Annotated in this window: 15 protein-coding genes; 4 read left to right on the top strand and 11 right to left on the bottom strand. The window is 71.9% G+C overall.

The features are described 5' to 3' along the window. Positions 1–72: 72 nt before the first annotated feature. Genes FHR82_RS15155 through FHR82_RS15140 form a run of 4 tightly spaced genes read right to left on the bottom strand, consistent with a single transcriptional unit; the run spans position 73 to position 6,800 of the window. Positions 73–1,203 (bottom strand): GAF domain-containing sensor histidine kinase, encoded by a 1,131-nt coding sequence (locus FHR82_RS15155; RefSeq protein WP_184811012.1) that lies wholly within the window; start codon positions 1,201–1,203, stop codon positions 73–75. Positions 1,204–1,211: 8 nt separating this feature from the next. Then, the gene (gene cydC / locus FHR82_RS15150) at positions 1,212–4,349 is read right to left on the bottom strand and encodes a thiol reductant ABC exporter subunit CydC (RefSeq protein WP_184811011.1); all 3,138 of its coding nucleotides are present in this window, start codon (positions 4,347–4,349) and stop codon (positions 1,212–1,214) included. Then, complete coding sequence (cydB, locus tag FHR82_RS15145) at positions 4,346–5,323, bottom strand: cytochrome d ubiquinol oxidase subunit II (protein ID WP_184811010.1); 978 nt, start codon at positions 5,321–5,323, stop codon at positions 4,346–4,348. The genes cydC and cydB overlap by 4 nt, the downstream gene beginning before the upstream one ends. 10 nt (positions 5,324–5,333) lie before the next feature. After that, positions 5,334–6,800 carry a cytochrome ubiquinol oxidase subunit I gene (locus FHR82_RS15140; RefSeq protein WP_184811009.1) on the bottom strand — a complete coding sequence of 489 codons (1,467 nt, stop codon included), beginning with the start codon at positions 6,798–6,800 and terminating at the stop codon, positions 5,334–5,336. A 317-nt stretch (positions 6,801–7,117) separates the two neighbouring features. On the opposite strand from FHR82_RS15140, the gene FHR82_RS15135 reads away from it, so the two are divergent. Both FHR82_RS15135 and FHR82_RS15130 read left to right on the top strand, forming a co-directional pair. Beyond that, positions 7,118–7,717, top strand: a complete 600-nt coding sequence (locus FHR82_RS15135) for a TMEM165/GDT1 family protein (protein ID WP_184811008.1) — start codon at positions 7,118–7,120, stop codon at positions 7,715–7,717. A 114-nt stretch (positions 7,718–7,831) separates the two neighbouring features. Next, entirely contained in the window at positions 7,832–8,071 is a 240-nt protein-coding gene (locus tag FHR82_RS15130; protein WP_184811007.1) for a hypothetical protein, read from the top strand. A gap of 77 nt (positions 8,072–8,148) precedes the next feature. On the opposite strand, the gene FHR82_RS15125 is transcribed toward FHR82_RS15130, so the two are convergent. The 5 genes from FHR82_RS15125 to FHR82_RS15105 are packed head-to-tail and all read right to left on the bottom strand — an operon-like array spanning position 8,149 to position 12,854. Next, the gene (locus FHR82_RS15125) at positions 8,149–8,862 is read right to left on the bottom strand and encodes a GAF and ANTAR domain-containing protein (RefSeq protein ID WP_184811006.1); all 714 of its coding nucleotides are present in this window, start codon (positions 8,860–8,862) and stop codon (positions 8,149–8,151) included. Continuing rightward, on the bottom strand, positions 8,862–9,725 hold the full coding sequence (locus tag FHR82_RS15120; RefSeq protein WP_184811005.1) for an ANTAR domain-containing protein: 864 nt from the start codon (positions 9,723–9,725) through the stop codon (positions 8,862–8,864). The genes FHR82_RS15125 and FHR82_RS15120 overlap by 1 nt, the downstream gene beginning before the upstream one ends. A gap of 20 nt (positions 9,726–9,745) precedes the next feature. Continuing rightward, positions 9,746–11,584, bottom strand: coding sequence for a CheR family methyltransferase (locus FHR82_RS15115; RefSeq protein WP_184811004.1), 1,839 nt, complete (start codon positions 11,582–11,584; stop codon positions 9,746–9,748). Next, positions 11,581–12,183 (bottom strand): chemotaxis protein CheB, encoded by a 603-nt coding sequence (locus tag FHR82_RS15110; protein ID WP_184811003.1) that lies wholly within the window; start codon positions 12,181–12,183, stop codon positions 11,581–11,583. Before FHR82_RS15110 ends, FHR82_RS15115 begins: the two co-directional genes overlap by 4 nt. 41 nt (positions 12,184–12,224) lie before the next feature. Then, on the bottom strand, positions 12,225–12,854 hold the full coding sequence (locus tag FHR82_RS15105) for a TetR/AcrR family transcriptional regulator (protein ID WP_184811002.1): 630 nt from the start codon (positions 12,852–12,854) through the stop codon (positions 12,225–12,227). Positions 12,855–12,903: 49 nt separating this feature from the next. Here FHR82_RS15105 and FHR82_RS15100 point away from each other — a divergent pair, with 49 nt between their 5' ends. After that, positions 12,904–13,764 carry an oxygenase MpaB family protein gene (locus FHR82_RS15100; RefSeq protein ID WP_184811001.1) on the top strand — a complete coding sequence of 287 codons (861 nt, stop codon included), beginning with the start codon at positions 12,904–12,906 and terminating at the stop codon, positions 13,762–13,764. Here FHR82_RS15100 and FHR82_RS15095 read toward each other — a convergent pair. Continuing rightward, on the bottom strand, positions 13,732–14,664 hold the full coding sequence (locus FHR82_RS15095; RefSeq protein WP_184811000.1) for an AraC family transcriptional regulator: 933 nt from the start codon (positions 14,662–14,664) through the stop codon (positions 13,732–13,734). The two genes, FHR82_RS15100 and FHR82_RS15095, sit on opposite strands and share 33 nt — an antisense overlap. A 74-nt stretch (positions 14,665–14,738) precedes the next feature. Between FHR82_RS15095 and FHR82_RS15090 the strand changes: the two genes are divergently transcribed. After that, complete coding sequence (locus tag FHR82_RS15090) at positions 14,739–15,644, top strand: NAD-dependent epimerase/dehydratase family protein (protein ID WP_184810999.1); 906 nt, start codon at positions 14,739–14,741, stop codon at positions 15,642–15,644. A gap of 55 nt (positions 15,645–15,699) precedes the next feature. Here FHR82_RS15090 and FHR82_RS15085 read toward each other — a convergent pair whose 3' ends face one another. Further along, the gene (locus FHR82_RS15085; RefSeq protein WP_311771089.1) at positions 15,700–16,380 is read right to left on the bottom strand and encodes a helix-turn-helix domain-containing protein; all 681 of its coding nucleotides are present in this window, start codon (positions 16,378–16,380) and stop codon (positions 15,700–15,702) included.

Below are 16,380 nucleotides of genomic sequence, written 5' to 3'. Positions count from 1 at the left end.
ACAGGAGAAGACTCGCGGATCAGCGCCGGAGGAACACTGGTGCGGACCGGCGGATGGGAGGTGGGGGTAGCCCTACCCCAGCGGAACGGTCCAGGTCACGGTCGTGCCCTTGGGCGAGGACCGGATGACCGAACGGCCGCCGGCCTGGCGGGCGCGCTCGTCGAGGTGCTTGAGGCCGCGGTGGGTTACGCCCTCGGGAATGCCGCAGCCGTCGTCGGCGACCACCAGGCGCAGCTCGGCGTCGCGTCCGATGTGGACGTTGACGTGGTGCGCGCCGGAGTGGCGGACCACGTTGGACAGCGCCTCCCGCAGCGCGGCGCGGGCGTGGTCGGCGAGCGCGGCTGGCACGTCGGTCAGGTCGCCGTCGATCTCCAGCACGGGCGGGAAGCCGAGCAGCTCACCGGCGATCGCGACCTCGGTCCGCGCGGAGTCGGCGAGGTCGGTGGCGTGGTCGTCCGGTTCCGGGTTGCGCAGCGCGCGCACCACCGAGCGGACGTCCTCGATGGAGGCGTCGAGCTGGTCGATGGCGTCGGCGAGCCGCTGCGCGTCGTGCCGGGCGAGCTTGCGGCTCGGGCGGCGGGCGAGCAGGTCGAGCTGCATGCCCGCGGCGTAGAGGCGCTGGACGAGCACGTCGTGGAGGTCGCGGGCGATGCGTTCGCGTTCCTGGTAGAGCGTGAGGCGGGCGCGGGCGTTGGCGCCCTCGGCGAGCACGAGGACGAGCCCGGCCTGCGCGGCGAACGCGGTGAGGACCTCGACCGCGGCCTGGGTGAAGGGGCGGGCACCGCGGTGGCGGTAGACGGTGAGCGCACCGAGCCTGCGCTGGGTGGTGCCGAACGGCGCGGCGGCGAACGGGCCGAAGGTGCGCAGCTCGCGGGGCACGTACGGGGCGGTGCGCGGGTCGGCGGCCACGTCCTCGACGACGACGGCGACCCCGCTGCGCGCGGTGCGGGCGGCGGAGCTGCGCGGGGACAGGACCAGGCCGACGGGGTCGGTGAAGGTGGGCCCGGGGCTGCCGTGCGCGGCCTCGACGGTGAGTGCGCCGTCCTCGCCGCGGGTCATGACCAGGCCGAGGTCGGCTTCGGCCAGCTCGGCGGCGTGCTGGACGACGAGGCGCAGCACCGCCTCCGGGTCCTCGCCGGAGAGCGCCGCCGTCGCGATCTCGGTGGAGGCACCGAGCGCTTTCGCGGCGAGTGCGGGTTCCATGGTGAGGCTCAGGTTAGCCCGCCTCGCGCCGGCCGCCGACGTGACGAAGGACCCTGGGTGGCCAGGTCGAGGACGGCGTCCGCGGCGGCGGCCTCCTCGGCGCGGTGGGTGACGTGCACGATCGTGCGGCCCTCGAGGTTCGCGAGCACACGGGCCGCGGTCGGCGCGTCGAGGTGGGCGGTGGGTTCGTCGAGGAGCAGCAGGTCGGCGTCGGCGAGCAGCGCACGGGCGAGGGCGATGCGCTGGGCCTCGCCACCGGAGGCGGTGGTGGGGTCGTCGTCGAGGCGGTCGGTCCAGGCGGGGAGCTCGGCCTGCCGCAGCGCGGCGCGGAGCTGCTCGTCGGTGGCGTGGGGGTCGGCGATGCGGAGGTTCTCCCGGAGGGTGGTCGCGACGAGGTGCGGTTCCTGGGGCACCCAGGCCGTTGCCGGGAGGTGGGCCGTGCCGCGTTCGGCCGGGAGGAGACCGGCCATGAGCGCGATGAGGGTCGACTTGCCCGCGCCGGACGGGCCGACGACGGCGAGGTGGGTGCCGGGCGGGACGTCGAGGTCGAGGTCGCGGAGGGTGGGTGCGGCGGCGCCGGGCCACCGGATGTCCACGCCCCGCAACGTGAGCCCCGGTTCCCGCGGGGAGATCGAGGGATCCCCGACCGTGCCAATGGGACTCTCGCTCGGGGTCGCAGGGCGGGATCGGGCGGTTTCGGGGCTGTTCTGTCGGTCCTCGCCGCTACGCTGGATTTCGGGGGGCCGAGGGCCGCGCTCAGCGAGCGCCGCACGCAGTGGCGCCGCCTGACGCGCCGCCACCGGCAGCGGGGTCAACGTCTCCGCCAGGGCCAGTGGGACCAAGGCCAGCACCGGGACCAGCAGCGGGTCCACGCCCTTCGCCAGGAACAGGGCCACCGCACTCGCCAGGCCCAGGCTCAGCGTGATCAGTGCTGTCGCCGCGCCCGCGCTCAGTGCCTGCCGCCGGGCCTGGCGGGCCAGTGCCGCGTCCTCTCGTGCCACCTCCGCTCGGTGGCGTGTGTGGGTGCCGAACGCGATCAGGTCCGGGGCCGCGTCCAGCAGTGCCAGCACGCGGTCCGCCACCCGGCGGCGGCCTTCCGACAACGCCCTCGTCGCGTGCCGGTCCACCGCGAGCGCGACGGCCGGTGCACCCAGGCCGGCCGCAGCGACCGCGATGGCGAGCGCCAGCCCCGCGGCCGGCAGGACCGCCGACTGCACGACCACCGCTGCCACGCACACCACTGCCGCCACCAGCGGCGGAAGGAGGACTCTCGGGGTCAGGTCGCGGACGGTGTCCACGTCCGTCGTCAGGCGGCGGTAGTCCGCGGTGCGCCACAGGCTGACCCGGCGCGCGGTCGCGGCGCGGAACGCCGCGTCGTGGGTGACCAGGCGTTCCGCGTAGCGCAGGCCCGCCCGTGCCAGGCCGAACGCGCGCACGCCCACCACCGCCACACCCAGCAGCAGAATCGGTGGCTGAGTGGCTGCCTTCGCGATGAGCCACGCCGACGTCGCCGTCAGCGCCACCCCCGCCAGCAACGCTGCCGCGCCCAGTGCCGCACCCGCCAGCAGGCGTGGCGTGATCAGCGTGCGCAGAGGAACTTGTCGATATGTCGACAAGTTCGTGGAGTTCGGCGTCCGCACCGGAGTGGGTTCCGCCGCGCCTTCCGTGGCGCGGTGGCTCGCTATCACCACCGCCGCGCCCGACTCCGCTATCGCCTCGTGGACCCTCGCCGCGTTCGCCGGGTCCTGATGGGCCGTTGGCTCGTCCAGCAGCAGCACGTCCGCGTTCTTGCGCAGCGCGCGGGCCACCGCCACCCGCTGTCGTTCCCCTGTGGACAGTTCCGCGATCTCGCGGTCCAGCACGTGTGCCAGGTTGAGCCGTGCCGCCAGTTCGCCCACCTCCGCGCGCACGGTCCCGCCGGTGAACCTCGGGGTCTGCGGTACCCACGCGACCCTGCGCCGCCACGCGTCGATGTCCACGTGCGACAGATCGTGGGCGCCGACGCGGATCGATCCCGAGGCCGGGGCCACGAACCCCAGGATCGCCGCGAAGGTCGTCGACTTCCCCGACGCGCTCGGGGTCGACAGGTGCACGACCTCGCCCCGCCGCGCGGTGAACGTCACCCCGTCCGGGGCGAAACCTTCGCGCCTGCGCACCCGCAGATCCGTCACCGTCAGCTCCCCGACCGGGTCGGCCGTGCCGAACACCGGCGGGTCAGGCAGCTCCGCGATCTCGCGCACCGCCTGCATGCCCGCCTCGCTGGCGTGGTGCGCGGCGCCGGCCTGCCGCAGCGGCAGATAGCACTCCGGGGCCAGGACCAGCACGAACAGCCCCACCGCGAGCGACAGGTCACCGCTGATCAGCCGCAGCCCGATGAGCACCGCCACCAGTGCGACCGACAGCGTCGCCACCAGTTCCAGCGCCAGCGCCGACGCGAAGGCCACCCGCAGCGTGCCCATCGTGGCATGCCGCTGTGCTTCCGAGATCCGGCGGATCGTCGTGGCCTGTGCGTCGACGCGGCGGAACGCCGTCAGCACCGGCCGGGCCCGCACCAGTTCGCGGAGGTGGTGCGCCACTCGCTGTTCCGTCGCGGACGCCTCCGCCACGCGGTCCTTCGTCCGCAGCCCCACCAGCGCGGCGAACAGCGGCACCAGCGGCAGCGTCAACCCCACCACCAGCGCGGACGGCCAGTCCGCTGCCAGCAACACCGCCCCGATCCCCAGTGGCAGCACCGCCGCGTTGACCAGCGCGGGCAGGTACACGGTGAAGTAGTCGTCCAGCGCGTCCAGACCCTGCGTCGCGAGCACGGTCAGCGCCGGACCGCGCGGCACCGTCCACTCCGGACCCAACGCCAGCGCACGGTCCAGCAGCCTCGCCCGTAGTTCCTCCTTCGCGCCCGCCGCGGCGCGGGCCGCCACCACCTGCGTCACCCACACCAGCAGGGCCCGCGCCACCACCGCGCCGACCAGTACCGCCAGTCCGCCGGACCCCGTGATCACCGACGCGAGCGCCCACGCCTGCACCACCAGTGCGGCACCGCTGAACCCCGCCAGCACGGCGCACCCGGCGAGTGCCCGGCGCGCCGCGCGTGACAGCCGCGGCAGCGCGCCGAGCGGGCCGGCCGCTCCCGACGGTCCCGGAGTCATGACGTCAGCACCCGCTTGCGGAACACCCAGTACGTCCAGCCCTGGTAGACCAGCACCGCGGGGGCGCCGAACCCGGCGACCCACGTCATGACCGTCAGGGTGTACGGACTGGACGCCGTGTCCGCGATGGACAGCGAGTACGCCGGATCCACTGTGGACGGCAGGACGTTCGGGTACAGGGCGCCGAACAACGCCAGCACCGCCGCGCTCAGCACCACCCCCAGCAACGCGAACGCCCGCCCCTCACGCCTGGCCTCCAGGCACACCCACGCGCACACGGCCGCCACCAGCACCGCGAACACGACGAGCCAGGTCCACTCCGCACCCGACCGCAGCTGCGCCACCACCGCGAGCAACATCACCGGCGCCAACCCCACGGGCAGGAACGACAGCGCGAACCGCCGGGCCCGGTGCCGCAGCGGCCCTTCGGTCTTCAGCGCCACGAACACCGCGCCGTGCACCAGCGCGAAACCGGTCACCGCCAGCGCGCCGAGTGCCGTGTCCCACCGCAGCGCGGCGAACGGCGAGCCGACGCGGTTCCCGTTGGCGTCCAACGGAAGTCCCAGCACGTTCCACGACAGCACGAGCCCGACGCACAGCGTGGCGACCAGCGAGCCACCGGTGATCACGGTGTCCCACACCGACCGCCACCGGTCGGTGTCGACCTTGCCGCGCCACTCGAGCGCGACGCCGCGGCCGATCAACGCCAGCAGCAGCAACAACATCGGCAGGTAGCCGGCGCTGAACAACCCCGCGTACCAGCCGGGGAACGCGGCGAACGTGGCACCGGCGGCGACGATCAGCCACACCTCGTTGCCGTCCCACACCGGGCCGATCGTGGTGAGCATCGCGCGCCGGTCCCGCTCGCTCCGGCCGAGCAGGCGCAGCAGCATCCCGACGCCGAAGTCGAACCCCTCGAGGAACAGGTAGCCGAACCACAGCGCCGCGATCGCGACGAACCAGAAGGTCTCCACCGCACGCTCCTCAGTACGCGAACGTCAGGTTGTCGTCGTCGGACTTCTTCTCCGGCGAATCCGGGCCGGACTCGGAGATCCCGGCCCGCACGTAGCGGCGCATCAGCACGACCTCCACCACCGCCAGCACGCCGTACACGAGCGTCAGCGCGATCAGCGACGTCAGCACCTCGCCGACGGTCAGCCCGGACACGGCCCGCGCGGTGAACATCCACACCCCGTCCACACCGGACGGGTTGGGCGCGACCACGAACGGCTGGCGCCCCATCTCGGTGAAGATCCACCCGAAGCTGTTGGCGACGAAGGGAAGCGCGATGCTCGCCAACGCCAGCCGGGGGAACCAGCGGTTCGTCGGCACGCGCCCGCGCCGCGTCAGCCACAGCACCGCCAGCCCCGCGAACGTCCCGATGGCACCGAGGCCGATCATGAACCGGAAGCTCCAGTACGTCACCGGCAGGTTCGGCACGTAGTCGATCGGCTGACCGGACAGTTCACCCAGTCGCGAGTCGACCGGGTAGTGCGTCCCGTACTTCTCCTGGTACTGCTCGACGAGGTCCTCGACACCGGTCACCTTCGCGTCGAAGTCGCCGTGTGCCAGGAAGGACAACAGCGCCGGGACGGTGATCGACTTGACGTTCTCGCAGTCCGGTTCGGACACGTCGCCGACCGCGAAGATCGAGAACCCGGCCGGCTGCTCGGTGTGGCACAAGGCTTCCGCCGACGCCATCTTCATCGGCTGCTGTTCGAACATCAGCTTCGACTGCAGGTCACCGCTGATCGCGAGCCCCGCGAACGCGACGACCCCGACCCACGCACCCAGCCGGACCGAGGCACGCCAGGTGCCCTCGTCCGCACGAGACCGCCACAGTCGCCACGCGCCGATGCCCACCAGGAACGTCGCCGCCACCGCGAACGCGCCGAAGATCGCGTGCGGGAACGCGGCCAGCACGGTCGAGTTCGACAGCACCGCCCAGATCGACGTCAGCTGCGGCCGCCCGTCGACCAGGTCCGCGCCGACCGGGTGCTGCATCCACGAGTTCGCCGCGAGGATGAAGTACGCCGACGCGACCGTGGCCAGCGAGAACGCCCACACGCACGCGAGGTGCACGCGTTTGGGCAGCCGGTCCCAGCCGAACATCCACAGCCCGAGGAAGGTCGACTCGACGAAGAACGCGACCAGTCCCTCCATGGCGAGCGGCGCGCCGAACACGTCGCCGACGAAGCGGGAGTACTCGCTCCACGCCATGCCGAACTGGAACTCCTGGACGATCCCGGTGACCACGCCCATGGCGAAGTTGATCATCAGGAGCTTGCCCCAGAACTTCGTCATCGCCAGGTACCGCGGGTTCCCGGTGCGCACCCACGCCGTCTGCATGCCCGCGACCAGCAGCGACAGGCCGATCGTCAACGGAACCATCAGGAAGTGGTAGACGGTCGTGATGCCGAACTGCCACCGCGCGAGGTCGAGTACTTCCACGCCATCAAGACTTCCCGTGCGGGCGGACGTCCGGCAGGTCCCGCGGTCCTGATCGGACAGGACGTTCGTCCCGTGACCACCGCCATAACGGTGCGTCACCGCGGCCGGGTTACACTGGTGGTGCCAGAGGGGAGTAGTTCCCGCTGCGGGTGTTCGCACTCGCACGGCGAGAGCATCGACATACTGACTCGCTTGTCGGGTCCGGTGCCTCACCCGCTTTCCCAGCGGGCGAACGAGACCTCCGGCCGGGTTGCAGCATGCCCGGCCGGAGTCATGCTGCCTCCGTCCGGGCCCGACACGGAAGGATTTCCGTCCACATGGGCCACTGGCTTCTGGCGTTCGTCTCGGCGTACGGCGCCGTCTTCCTGCTCGAACTGCCGGACAAGACGACGGCGCTGACCCTCGTGCTGTCCAATCGCTTCCGCGGCAAGGCCGTACTGCTCGGCGCGGGCATCGCGTTCGCGCTGCAGGCCGTCATCGCGGTCGCGCTCGGCAGTGCCATCACCCTGCTGCCCGAACGGGTCGTGGCGGCGGCGATCGCCGTCCTGTTCGGAGTCGGCGCGTTCCTGCTGTGGCGCGAAAGCCGCGAATCGGACACCGACGAGGCCGACGGCGCCGGCCCGGCGAAGCGCGACGCGATCCCGTTCCTGCGTGCCGCGATGATCTCGTTCGGCACCCTGTTCCTCACCGAGTGGGGCGACGCCTCCCAGGTGACCGCGATCGGTGTGGCCGCGCGGTACGCGAGCCCCGTCGCCGTCGGCATCGGGACGTTCCTCGCGCTGATGAGCGTGACCGTGCTGGCGCTGGTCGTCGGCCGCAAGCTGCGGGCGAAGGTGCCCGCGCACCTGATCCAGCGCGGCGCGGCCGCCGTGTTCGCCGTGTTCGCACTCCTCGCGTTGTGGCAGGCGATCTTCTGACCTGTGTCGACCGTTTGGCGGATACACACCGTGGCGAACGCGGGGTTATGGTTCTGGGGTCTTCAGTCGTGCCCAGGACCCGGCACATACTCCGCACGAGTTCGCCGAGGGACCATGAGCTGGGACGATCATGAGCCGGTCGATATTTTCGTCGTCCAGGCAAGCGTGATCAGTGAACGGCTGTCTCGCGTCGCGCTCGACATGAATGTCGCGCTGAGTGACACCAACGGCCCGGCACGGACCCGTCTCGAACGGGCCATCACGGGCCTTGACCAGACCATCAGGGAAGTACGACTGCTGGCGGCCAGCCAGCTGCGTCTGGGGGAGGGAGGGACCGGCCGGCGGCAGGGGTAAACACCCACTCACCACGCCACCCCGAGGACGAACCGAGCACGTCCGCGCCGCCGGCCGGGACCCCGTCAGCCAGCCAGTCAGTTCGGTCGATAGGTCGCGGGAATTGTCAGCACGCCCTTGACCACGTCCTCCGCCACCAGCCGCATCTTCACGCCGTTCTTGCGCGCGTAGTTGCGGAGCACGGTGAACGCCTCGTCGACCGTGACGTTCTCCCGTTCTGCCAGCATCCCCTTGGCCTGCTCGATGGCCACCCGGGTGTCCAGCGCGCTCTGCAGCTGTCCGGCCCGCACCGCCATCTCGCGGCCGCGGTGCGCGGTCACCCCGAGCGTGACGACGTTGACCAGTCCGTGCCGGAGCTCCTCGCTCCCCTCGGGCAGTGGCCCCGGCACGTTCACGTACAGGGTCATCGCGCCGACCACCTCGTCGCGCAACCGGCACGGCAGCCCGAACCCGGCGGCGACCCCCGCCTCCAGCGCGAGCGGCGCGAACTGGGGCCACCGCAGGGTGGCGTTGGTCAGGTCGGTGCACTCCACGCACTCCCCGGTGCGGAGGGCGTCGACCCCGGGGCCCTGTTCGTAGGCCAGTTCGAACCGGGCCAGCAGCTCCGCCGTCTCCTCGGAGGCCGCCTCGACCACCTGCGCGCCGTCGATGTCCAGCCCGAGCAGCGCCGCGGCGCCCACGTCGAGCAGGTCAGCGCACTTGGCCGTGAGCAGGTTCCGCTGAGCGGGCAGGTCGAACCCGTCGACCAGGATTTCCGCGAGCGCCACGAGCCCTCGACCCGACTCGTACATCAGTTCACCTTCAACCCTCCATGAACGATCTCGTCCGCGATCGCGGCGAGGGGCGTGTCGGTGGCGAAGGCCCTGGCACGCAGTACGACGAGTCCGTCGGACACACCGCAACCGAGCTGTTCTGCGACCATACCGCTGGCCTGGTGCAGGACAGCGTGGTCGTCGGCGCCCACCAGCAGCGGCAGGTCCAGTGGATCGCCGCTGTCCGGGGCGAGCAGCGCGCTGTACACCAGGGCGTCGGCGACCGTGGCCAGCGACCCCGGCGCCGCTTCGGCAGGCGGGTCGAACACGGTCAGCACGCCGAGACAGCCCGTGTTCGTGCGCAGTGGCTCGGCCGCGACAGAACGCACGCCGTACAGCGCCACCGCGGACGCCAACCGCGGCCACCGCACCGGGAACGCCGACGCGTCGGCCACGATCGGGTCACCGTACGAGGCGACGTCGTGCACCGGTCCCTCCCCGATGATGGACTCCAGGTCCTGGACCGCCGTGGCGATCACGTCCGACGCGACCGTCACCGCCTCGGTCCGGTCGCCGAGCACGAGGCTGATGCCGACGTGGACGGCGCCGACCTCCGCGGCCACCGCCGCCATGAACGGTGGTGCCGGTGTGACGTCACCTGCCCGCACCAGCCGTTCGGCGTGGTCGGCGTGCAACCGGGCCGCCGTCAGGTGCCTGCGCTCGATGTCGCGGTGCATGGCGGCCATGTCGCGGTGCAGCCCGCCCAGTGCCGGACTTGCTTGTTTCGCGAGGTGTTCGTGCCTGCCCGCGACGCCGGCGGCACGTGCCGCACGGGCTCGTTCCCGGGTCGCTCGCTGCCGGGCCCTGGCGATGCCGGACGCGTTCGAGTGCTGTTCAAGCACGCGGCAAAGCGTACCTCGGTTCACCCTTGATCGACGGCCTCCATCAGCAGCACCACGCCGGCGCTCACACCCTCGAGCGGGGTGAACGTGAGCGAGCACGTGAAGCCGCGGCCCCTGCGGTTCACCGCCTGGACGTCGATCGGGCCGGCGCGGCGCCGTTCGACGGAACACCGGCGCACCAGCTTGGCCACGTCGGCCGTGGGCAACCCGAAGTCGAGCGCGAAGAAGTCCTCGTGCCGGACCTCTGCCGCACGCAACCCCCACAGCTCCTCCGCGCCGCGGTTCCAGCTCCGCACCCGCAGCTCCGCGTCCAGCACCACCACGCCCGCCGCGACGCTCGCGAGCACACCTTCGAGGAACGTGCGGGCCTCGTCCAGCTGCATGCTGCGGATCCGCATCTCCTCGTTCATGGTCTCCAGCTCCTCGTTGCCGGACTGGAGCTCCTCGTTGGTCGTCTCGAGTTCCTCGTTGGTGGACTGGAGCTCCTCGTTCGTGGTCTCCAGCTCCTCGATGCTGGACTGGAGCTCCTCGTTGGTCGTCTCGAGTTCCTCGTTGGTGGACTGGAGCTCCTCGTTCGTCGTCTCCAGCTCCTCGCGGCTGCGTTTGACCTCCTGCTGCAGCTGGGTGAACAGGGTGTTGTCGATGAACGAGAGTGCCGCGCCGAGCACCTCACCGTCGCTCGCGATCAACGGCTGGACCACGATGTCGAGGTACTGCACGTCGTCCGCGGTGAGCCTGCGTTCGACGGCGTTGACCCGTATCGGGCGCCGGGTGTCCTGCGCCTGCTCGACGAGCGACCGCAGCTCGAGCGGCCGGTAGGACACCTCCAGGTCGCGGAACGGCCTGCCCACGTCGGCGGGCCCCAGCCCGAGCCGCTCCCTGGCCTGGCCGTTGATCCGCATGACCGTCCCCGCCATGTCCACCGCGACCAGCGCGTTCGGCGCGGTCTCCAGTGCGAGGTCACCCAGCTGCCGCTGCCGGTCGGCGTCCTGCGGCGTCACGACCGTGCGCATCGGCCGCTCCTGGGACGACGGCCACGCGTGGCCGCCACCCCTGCGCTGGAAGATGCGGTGCCGCATGGTCACCACGTCGAACCGGTTGCCGTCGGCCAGCAGCATCTCCGCCTTGCCGAGGAACAGGACACCGCGGTCGTTCAGCGCGAACGTGAACCGGTCGACGATCGTCTGCTGGGCCTCGACGTTGAAGTACATCAGCGTGTTGCGGCACACCAGCAGGTGCAGCCGCGAGATCGGCGCGTCCCTGGTGATGTCGTGGCGGCCGAAGATGACCCGGCGGCGCAGGTCGGAGCGGAACACCAGCTTGCGGTCCTGCGGCTCGAAGTACTTCTCCCGCAGGGGTTCCGGCAGCGCCTCGACGGCCTTCGCCTCGTACGCGCCCGCCCGCGCCTTGCGCAGCGCGTCGTCGTCGACGTCGGTGCTGTAGATCTTCACCCGCCGGACGAACTCGTCGATGCCGATGGCCTCCGCGAGCACGATCGCCAGCGAGTACGCCTCCTCGCCACTGGAGCAGCCCGCGCTCCACACCCGGATCTCCTCGTCGGCGGTCAGCCCGCCGAGGAGCTCCGGCACCACGTCGTCCCGCAGGTAGGCCCAGCTCTCGTCATCCCGGAAGAAGCTGGTGACGTTGATCAGGATCGTGTTGAACAGCGCACCGAACTCGGCCGCGCTCGCCTCGAGGAGGTCGCGGTAGTCGACGTAGTCGGAGATGCCGACGTCGGCCATGCGCTTGCGGATGCGCCGGGTCAGCGAGGTGCGCTTGTAGCCGGTGAAGTCGAAGCCACGCGAGTCGCGGATGAAGCTCAGCAACTCTTCGAGGTCGCTGTCGATCGGCTCGGTCACGGTCGGGTCGCCACCAGGAGGTCGTGGAGTGCGGTCGGGATGTCGGCCAGCGCGAGCACGTGGTCCACGTGCTCGCTCCGGACCGCGGCGTGCGGCATGCCGGCGAACGCGGCGGTCTCCGGGTCCTCGACGATCACCGTCCCGCCGCGGGTCTTCGCGGCCACCACGCCCGCCGCACCGTCGCGGCCACTGCCGGTCAGCACGCAGACGACCGCCCGGGCACCGTACGCGTCGGCCACGCTCTCGAAGAGCAGGTCGGCCGCCGGGCGGACGAACTGGGTGCGGGGCCGGTCGGACAGCGACAGCACGCCGTCCGCGCCGATCAGCAGGTGGCGGTCCGGCGGGGCGATGTAGGCGGTGCCGGGTTCGGCGTGCTCACCCGCGTCGGCGAGCTTGACCCGCAGCGCGGACCGGCGGTCGAGGATGTCCGCGAGAGTCGTGTCGTGCCGGGGGTCGAGGTGCTGCACGATCAGCACCGGCACCGGGAAGTCCGCAGGCAGGGCGCCGAGCAACGCGCTGAGGGCCTGGACGCCGCCCGCCGAGGTCGCGACAGCCACCACGTCGAACCGGCCCAACGGTTCACGGGCGGGCGCACTCATCTCCAAGCTCTGTCACCGGGCACCAGGAGAGCGTAACGGTGTCAGCGCCGCTGCCGCCGGAGCGCGGCGGCGAGCTCCTCGGTCGTGTGCACCATGGCGACGAGAAAGTCGACGAGGTGCTCGCGGGTGACGTCCAGCTCGCCACGCAGCCACGACGCGAACAGCTCGAGCGTGCCGTGGACGAGGGTGAGCGCGGCGAGTTCGCGGTCCTGTTCCGGCGGGGCCTGCGCGCCGAGCATCGCCGCGCCCTGGTCGGCGACCAGGCGTGCCATCGCGCGGATGCTCACCTGGCGCGCCTTCCGCAGTTCCTCGGTGGCCTGGGACTGGACCAGCACGTGCCCGCGGCGCGGGTCCTCGGTGAAGAACCCGACGAGGGCCTCGATCACCGCGCGGACGCGGACCTCCGGGTCGGGCTCGGTGTCCGCGATCGCCGTCCCCACGACCGCGAACGCCTGCGCCGTCACCTGTTCGCGAACGGTGAGCAGCAGGGACTCCGGGTCGCGGAAGCTCTCGTAGAAGTAGCGGTCGTTGAGCTTCGCGCGGACGCAGACCCCGCGCACGGTGACGCGCTCCCACCCGCCCTCGGCGAGGAGGTCGAGGGCGGCCTCGCACAGAGCGGCCCGGCGTTTGGCCGTGCGCTCGGCAGGGCTGGCGCCACCGTAGGTCTTCATGCGACCCTATGTTATCTGGTGACGACCTCCACCAGAAGGGAGCGGGGCCATGCGGCAGCCGATCGGGCCGGGTACGCGCTTGTGGGACGAGACCGGCCTCGTCACGTTCTCCCTCACCACCGGTGCGGCGTTCGCGCTGCAGGTGATGCACCCGACGGTCGGCGCGGTCGTCGGTGAGCACTCGGTGTTCCGGACCGACGCGATCGGGCGGGCGCAGCGGTCCATCGCGTCGGTGATGACATGGATCTACGGCGGCGAGGAGGCACTGGCCGAAGGCGACCGGCTGCGCGCGCTCCACGCCCCCCTCAAGTCCACCGTGGACGGAGTGACGCACACGGCGCTGGCGTCCGGGCCGTGGGCGTGGATCATCCTGACCGCGCCATACGCGTACACCGTCGGCGCGAAGTACTTCTCGCGGAAGCCGCTGACACGGGCCGACGAGGAGGCGTACTACGCGGAGGTCGTGCAGCTGGCGCGGAACCTGCACGTGGCGGAGAAGGAGATCCCGCCGACCTACGACGCGTACCTGAAGTACTTCGCGGACATGGTCGACGAGACGCTGGTCGCGCACCCGACGGTCTACGAGTACCTCGAGACGACGCGCCGCGTCCCGCCGCCGCCCGCCGTGCCGTCGGCGCTGCGGCCGCTGTGGCGGCTGGCGATGGTTGTGCCGGGGCGGGTGCAGCACTTCGTGACGGTCGGCACGCTGCCGCCGTCGGCCCGCGACAAGCTCGGCCTGACGTGGCGCGCCCGCGACGAGCGCCTGCTGCGGGCGCTGGGGTACGCGGTCGGCCGGGTGGTGCCGCTGCTGCCGGAGAAGCTGCGGTACTTCCCCATCGCGTACGAGGCGCGCCGGGTGGAGCGGGCGCGCCGCGCGCTACGACACGTGCTCGAGCACCGCCCCCTGTGAGGCCCGGTACTGGCCGGGCGCGGTGTCGAAGGCCCGCTTGAACGCCTTGCCGAACGCGTACTCCGAGGCGTAGCCGCAGCGGGCGGCGATCGTGCGCAGCGGTTCGTCCGTCTCGCGGAGCAGCCGGGCGGCGGTGGTCATGCGCCACCACGTCAGGTAGCCCAGCGGCGGCTGGCCGATGATCGTGGTGAACCGCTTCGCGAACGCGGCGCGGGACAGCCCGGCGGCGGCGGCGAGGTCCTCGACGGTCCACGGCTTGTCGGGGTGGCGGTGGATCTGGCGCAGTGCCGTGGTGATCGCCGGGTCGCGCAGTGCGGTGGCCCAGCCGGAGTGGCCGTCGGGCTGCTCGTCGAGCCACGCGCGGAGCACGTACGTCAGCAGCATGTCGATCAGCGCGGGCACCACCGCGCCGGTGCCCGGTCTCGGGTCGGCCAGCTCGTCGCCGAGCAGCTCCACCGCGGACCGCAGCGACTGGTGCTGCCCGACGCGCGCCGGCACGTGGATCATCGCCGGGAGGTCGGCGAGCAGCGGGTGCGGGCGGGCCGGGTCGAACATGTAGTAGGCGCACAGCAGTTCCGTGACCGGGCCCGCGCCGTCGATGCGCATCTCGTCGAGCGGGCCGGTGTCGTCCGGCGCGGGGTCGAAGTCGACGAGCGGGCTGCCGGGCTGGTCGGCGAGGGCGTAACCGTCCCCGTGCGGGGTGAACAGGACGTCGCCGATGTTGAGCGGCCGTGGTTCGCCGTGTTCGGAGAGGAGCCAGCAGCTGCCGGAGAGGACGACGTGGCAGCCGGCGGCCAGCCCCTGGTGGAAACGCACCCCCCAGGGTGCCCGGCTGGAGGAGCGCGCGGCGGAGGGCCGCCCGGTGCGCAGGGCCGTCAACACATCGCTGAGCACGTCCATGTGAAGACTGTAGGACATCTTTTCGAGCTTCTGAACCATCCACAGTCTTCGCGACGGGTCATATCGTCGAGGACATGACCTTCCACGTTGTAGTAGGCGCGGGCCCGACCGGCACCGCGACCGCCCTCCTGCTGGCGTCCACTGGCGACGACGTCCGGGTGGTGACCCGGCGCGGCGCGGGCCCGTCCCACCCCCGGATCGAACTGGTGGCGGCGGACGCGACCAGATCGCTGACGGAGCTGTCCCGTGGCGCGGCGACGATCGTCAACTGCGCGATGCCGCCGTACGACCGGTGGCCGGAGGAGACGCCCGCGCTGTCGTCGGCTCTGGTGGCGGCGGCGTCGGCGACCGGCGCGGGGTACGTGAACCTGTCCAACGGCTACGGCTACGGCCCGTTCGACGGGCCGGTGACACCGGACCTGCCGCTGCGGCCGACGACCGTCAAGGGGCAGGTCCGGACGCGGATGTACCTCGACGGGCTGGCGGCGCACTCGGCCGGGCACCTGCGGTTCGCGGAGGTGCGGCCGGGTGACTACCTGGGCGTCGGCGCGATCGCGATGTTCAACCTGATGATCGGGCCGAACGTGCTGGCGGGCGAGGAGGTCGTGTTCCCGGCGGACCTGGATGTCGCCCACAGCTGGACGTACACGGGCGACGTGGCGGCGACGCTGGTGGCGGTGGCGCGGTCGGCGGCGGGATGGGGACGGGCGTGGCACACGCCGCAGACGTCGGACATCTCGGTGCGGGAGATGACCTCCCGCTTCGCTTCGGTGGCCGGTGTCACCACGCCGGCGATCCGGGAGATGACGCCGTTGGAACTGCACACCGCGGCGCAGGCGGACCCGATGATGGCGGAGATGCCGGAGACGCAGTACCTGTACCGGCGCCCGATGGTCATGGACTGGGCCGACACCGCGGCGACCTTCGACCTGAAGCCGACCCCGCTGGACGACGTACTGCGGGAACTGGCGAAGCCCTGACCCGCAATGCCCTGGAAGACGCTTTCGAGACGTGCAGCGTCCTCGAAAGCGTCTTTCAGGACACCGCGGTGGCCACCATGTGTGCTGCCCGCAGGACTTTCGGGCCCACCACTTCGCCGTCGAGGGCCTCGAAGCTGATCACGCCAACGCTCGCCCGGAGTCCCGGCACTCCCCGGACCGGCGCCGCGATGCCCGACGCGCCCGACTGCAGCTCACCCGTCGTCGCCAGCCAGCCCGGGTCCTCCGAGCGCAACCCGATCGCCTTGCCAGCCGCCCCCCGGCTCAGCGGATGGCGGGTCCCCACGCGGTAGGCCACGTGGTAGGTCGTCCACGACGGTTCGATCACCGCTATCGCCTGGGCTTCTTCACCGTCCGCGACCGTCAGGTGGGCCGTCGCGCCGACCGCCTCCGCCAGCTCGCGCAGAGCGGGCAGCGCGGCGAGGCGCAGCTGCGGGGTGACGCTGGCCGCCAGCCGAAGCAGGCCCAGGCCCAGTCGCACCTTCGAACCGTCCCGGCGGACCAGGCCGCGCTCCTGCAGTGGCACCAGCAGCCGGTACACCGCCGCACGGGACGCGCCGATGGCCGTCGCCAGGTCGCTGATCGTCGGGGCCTCCGACTCCGAGTCGGCCACCGCCTGCAACAGAGCCAGCCCGCGTTCCAGCGTCAGCGAGCTTTCCCGGCCGGTCCCCGCCGGCGGGCGGGCCGCTGGCTGGATGGGACGGATCGGGCGGGCCAC

Origin of the sequence: Actinophytocola algeriensis (assembly GCF_014203735.1) — a bacterium.
Taxonomy (GTDB): domain Bacteria; phylum Actinomycetota; class Actinomycetes; order Mycobacteriales; family Pseudonocardiaceae; genus Actinophytocola; species Actinophytocola algeriensis.
The sequence above is the reverse complement of the archived record's forward strand: the minus strand, read 5'-3'. Positions and strand labels throughout refer to the sequence as shown.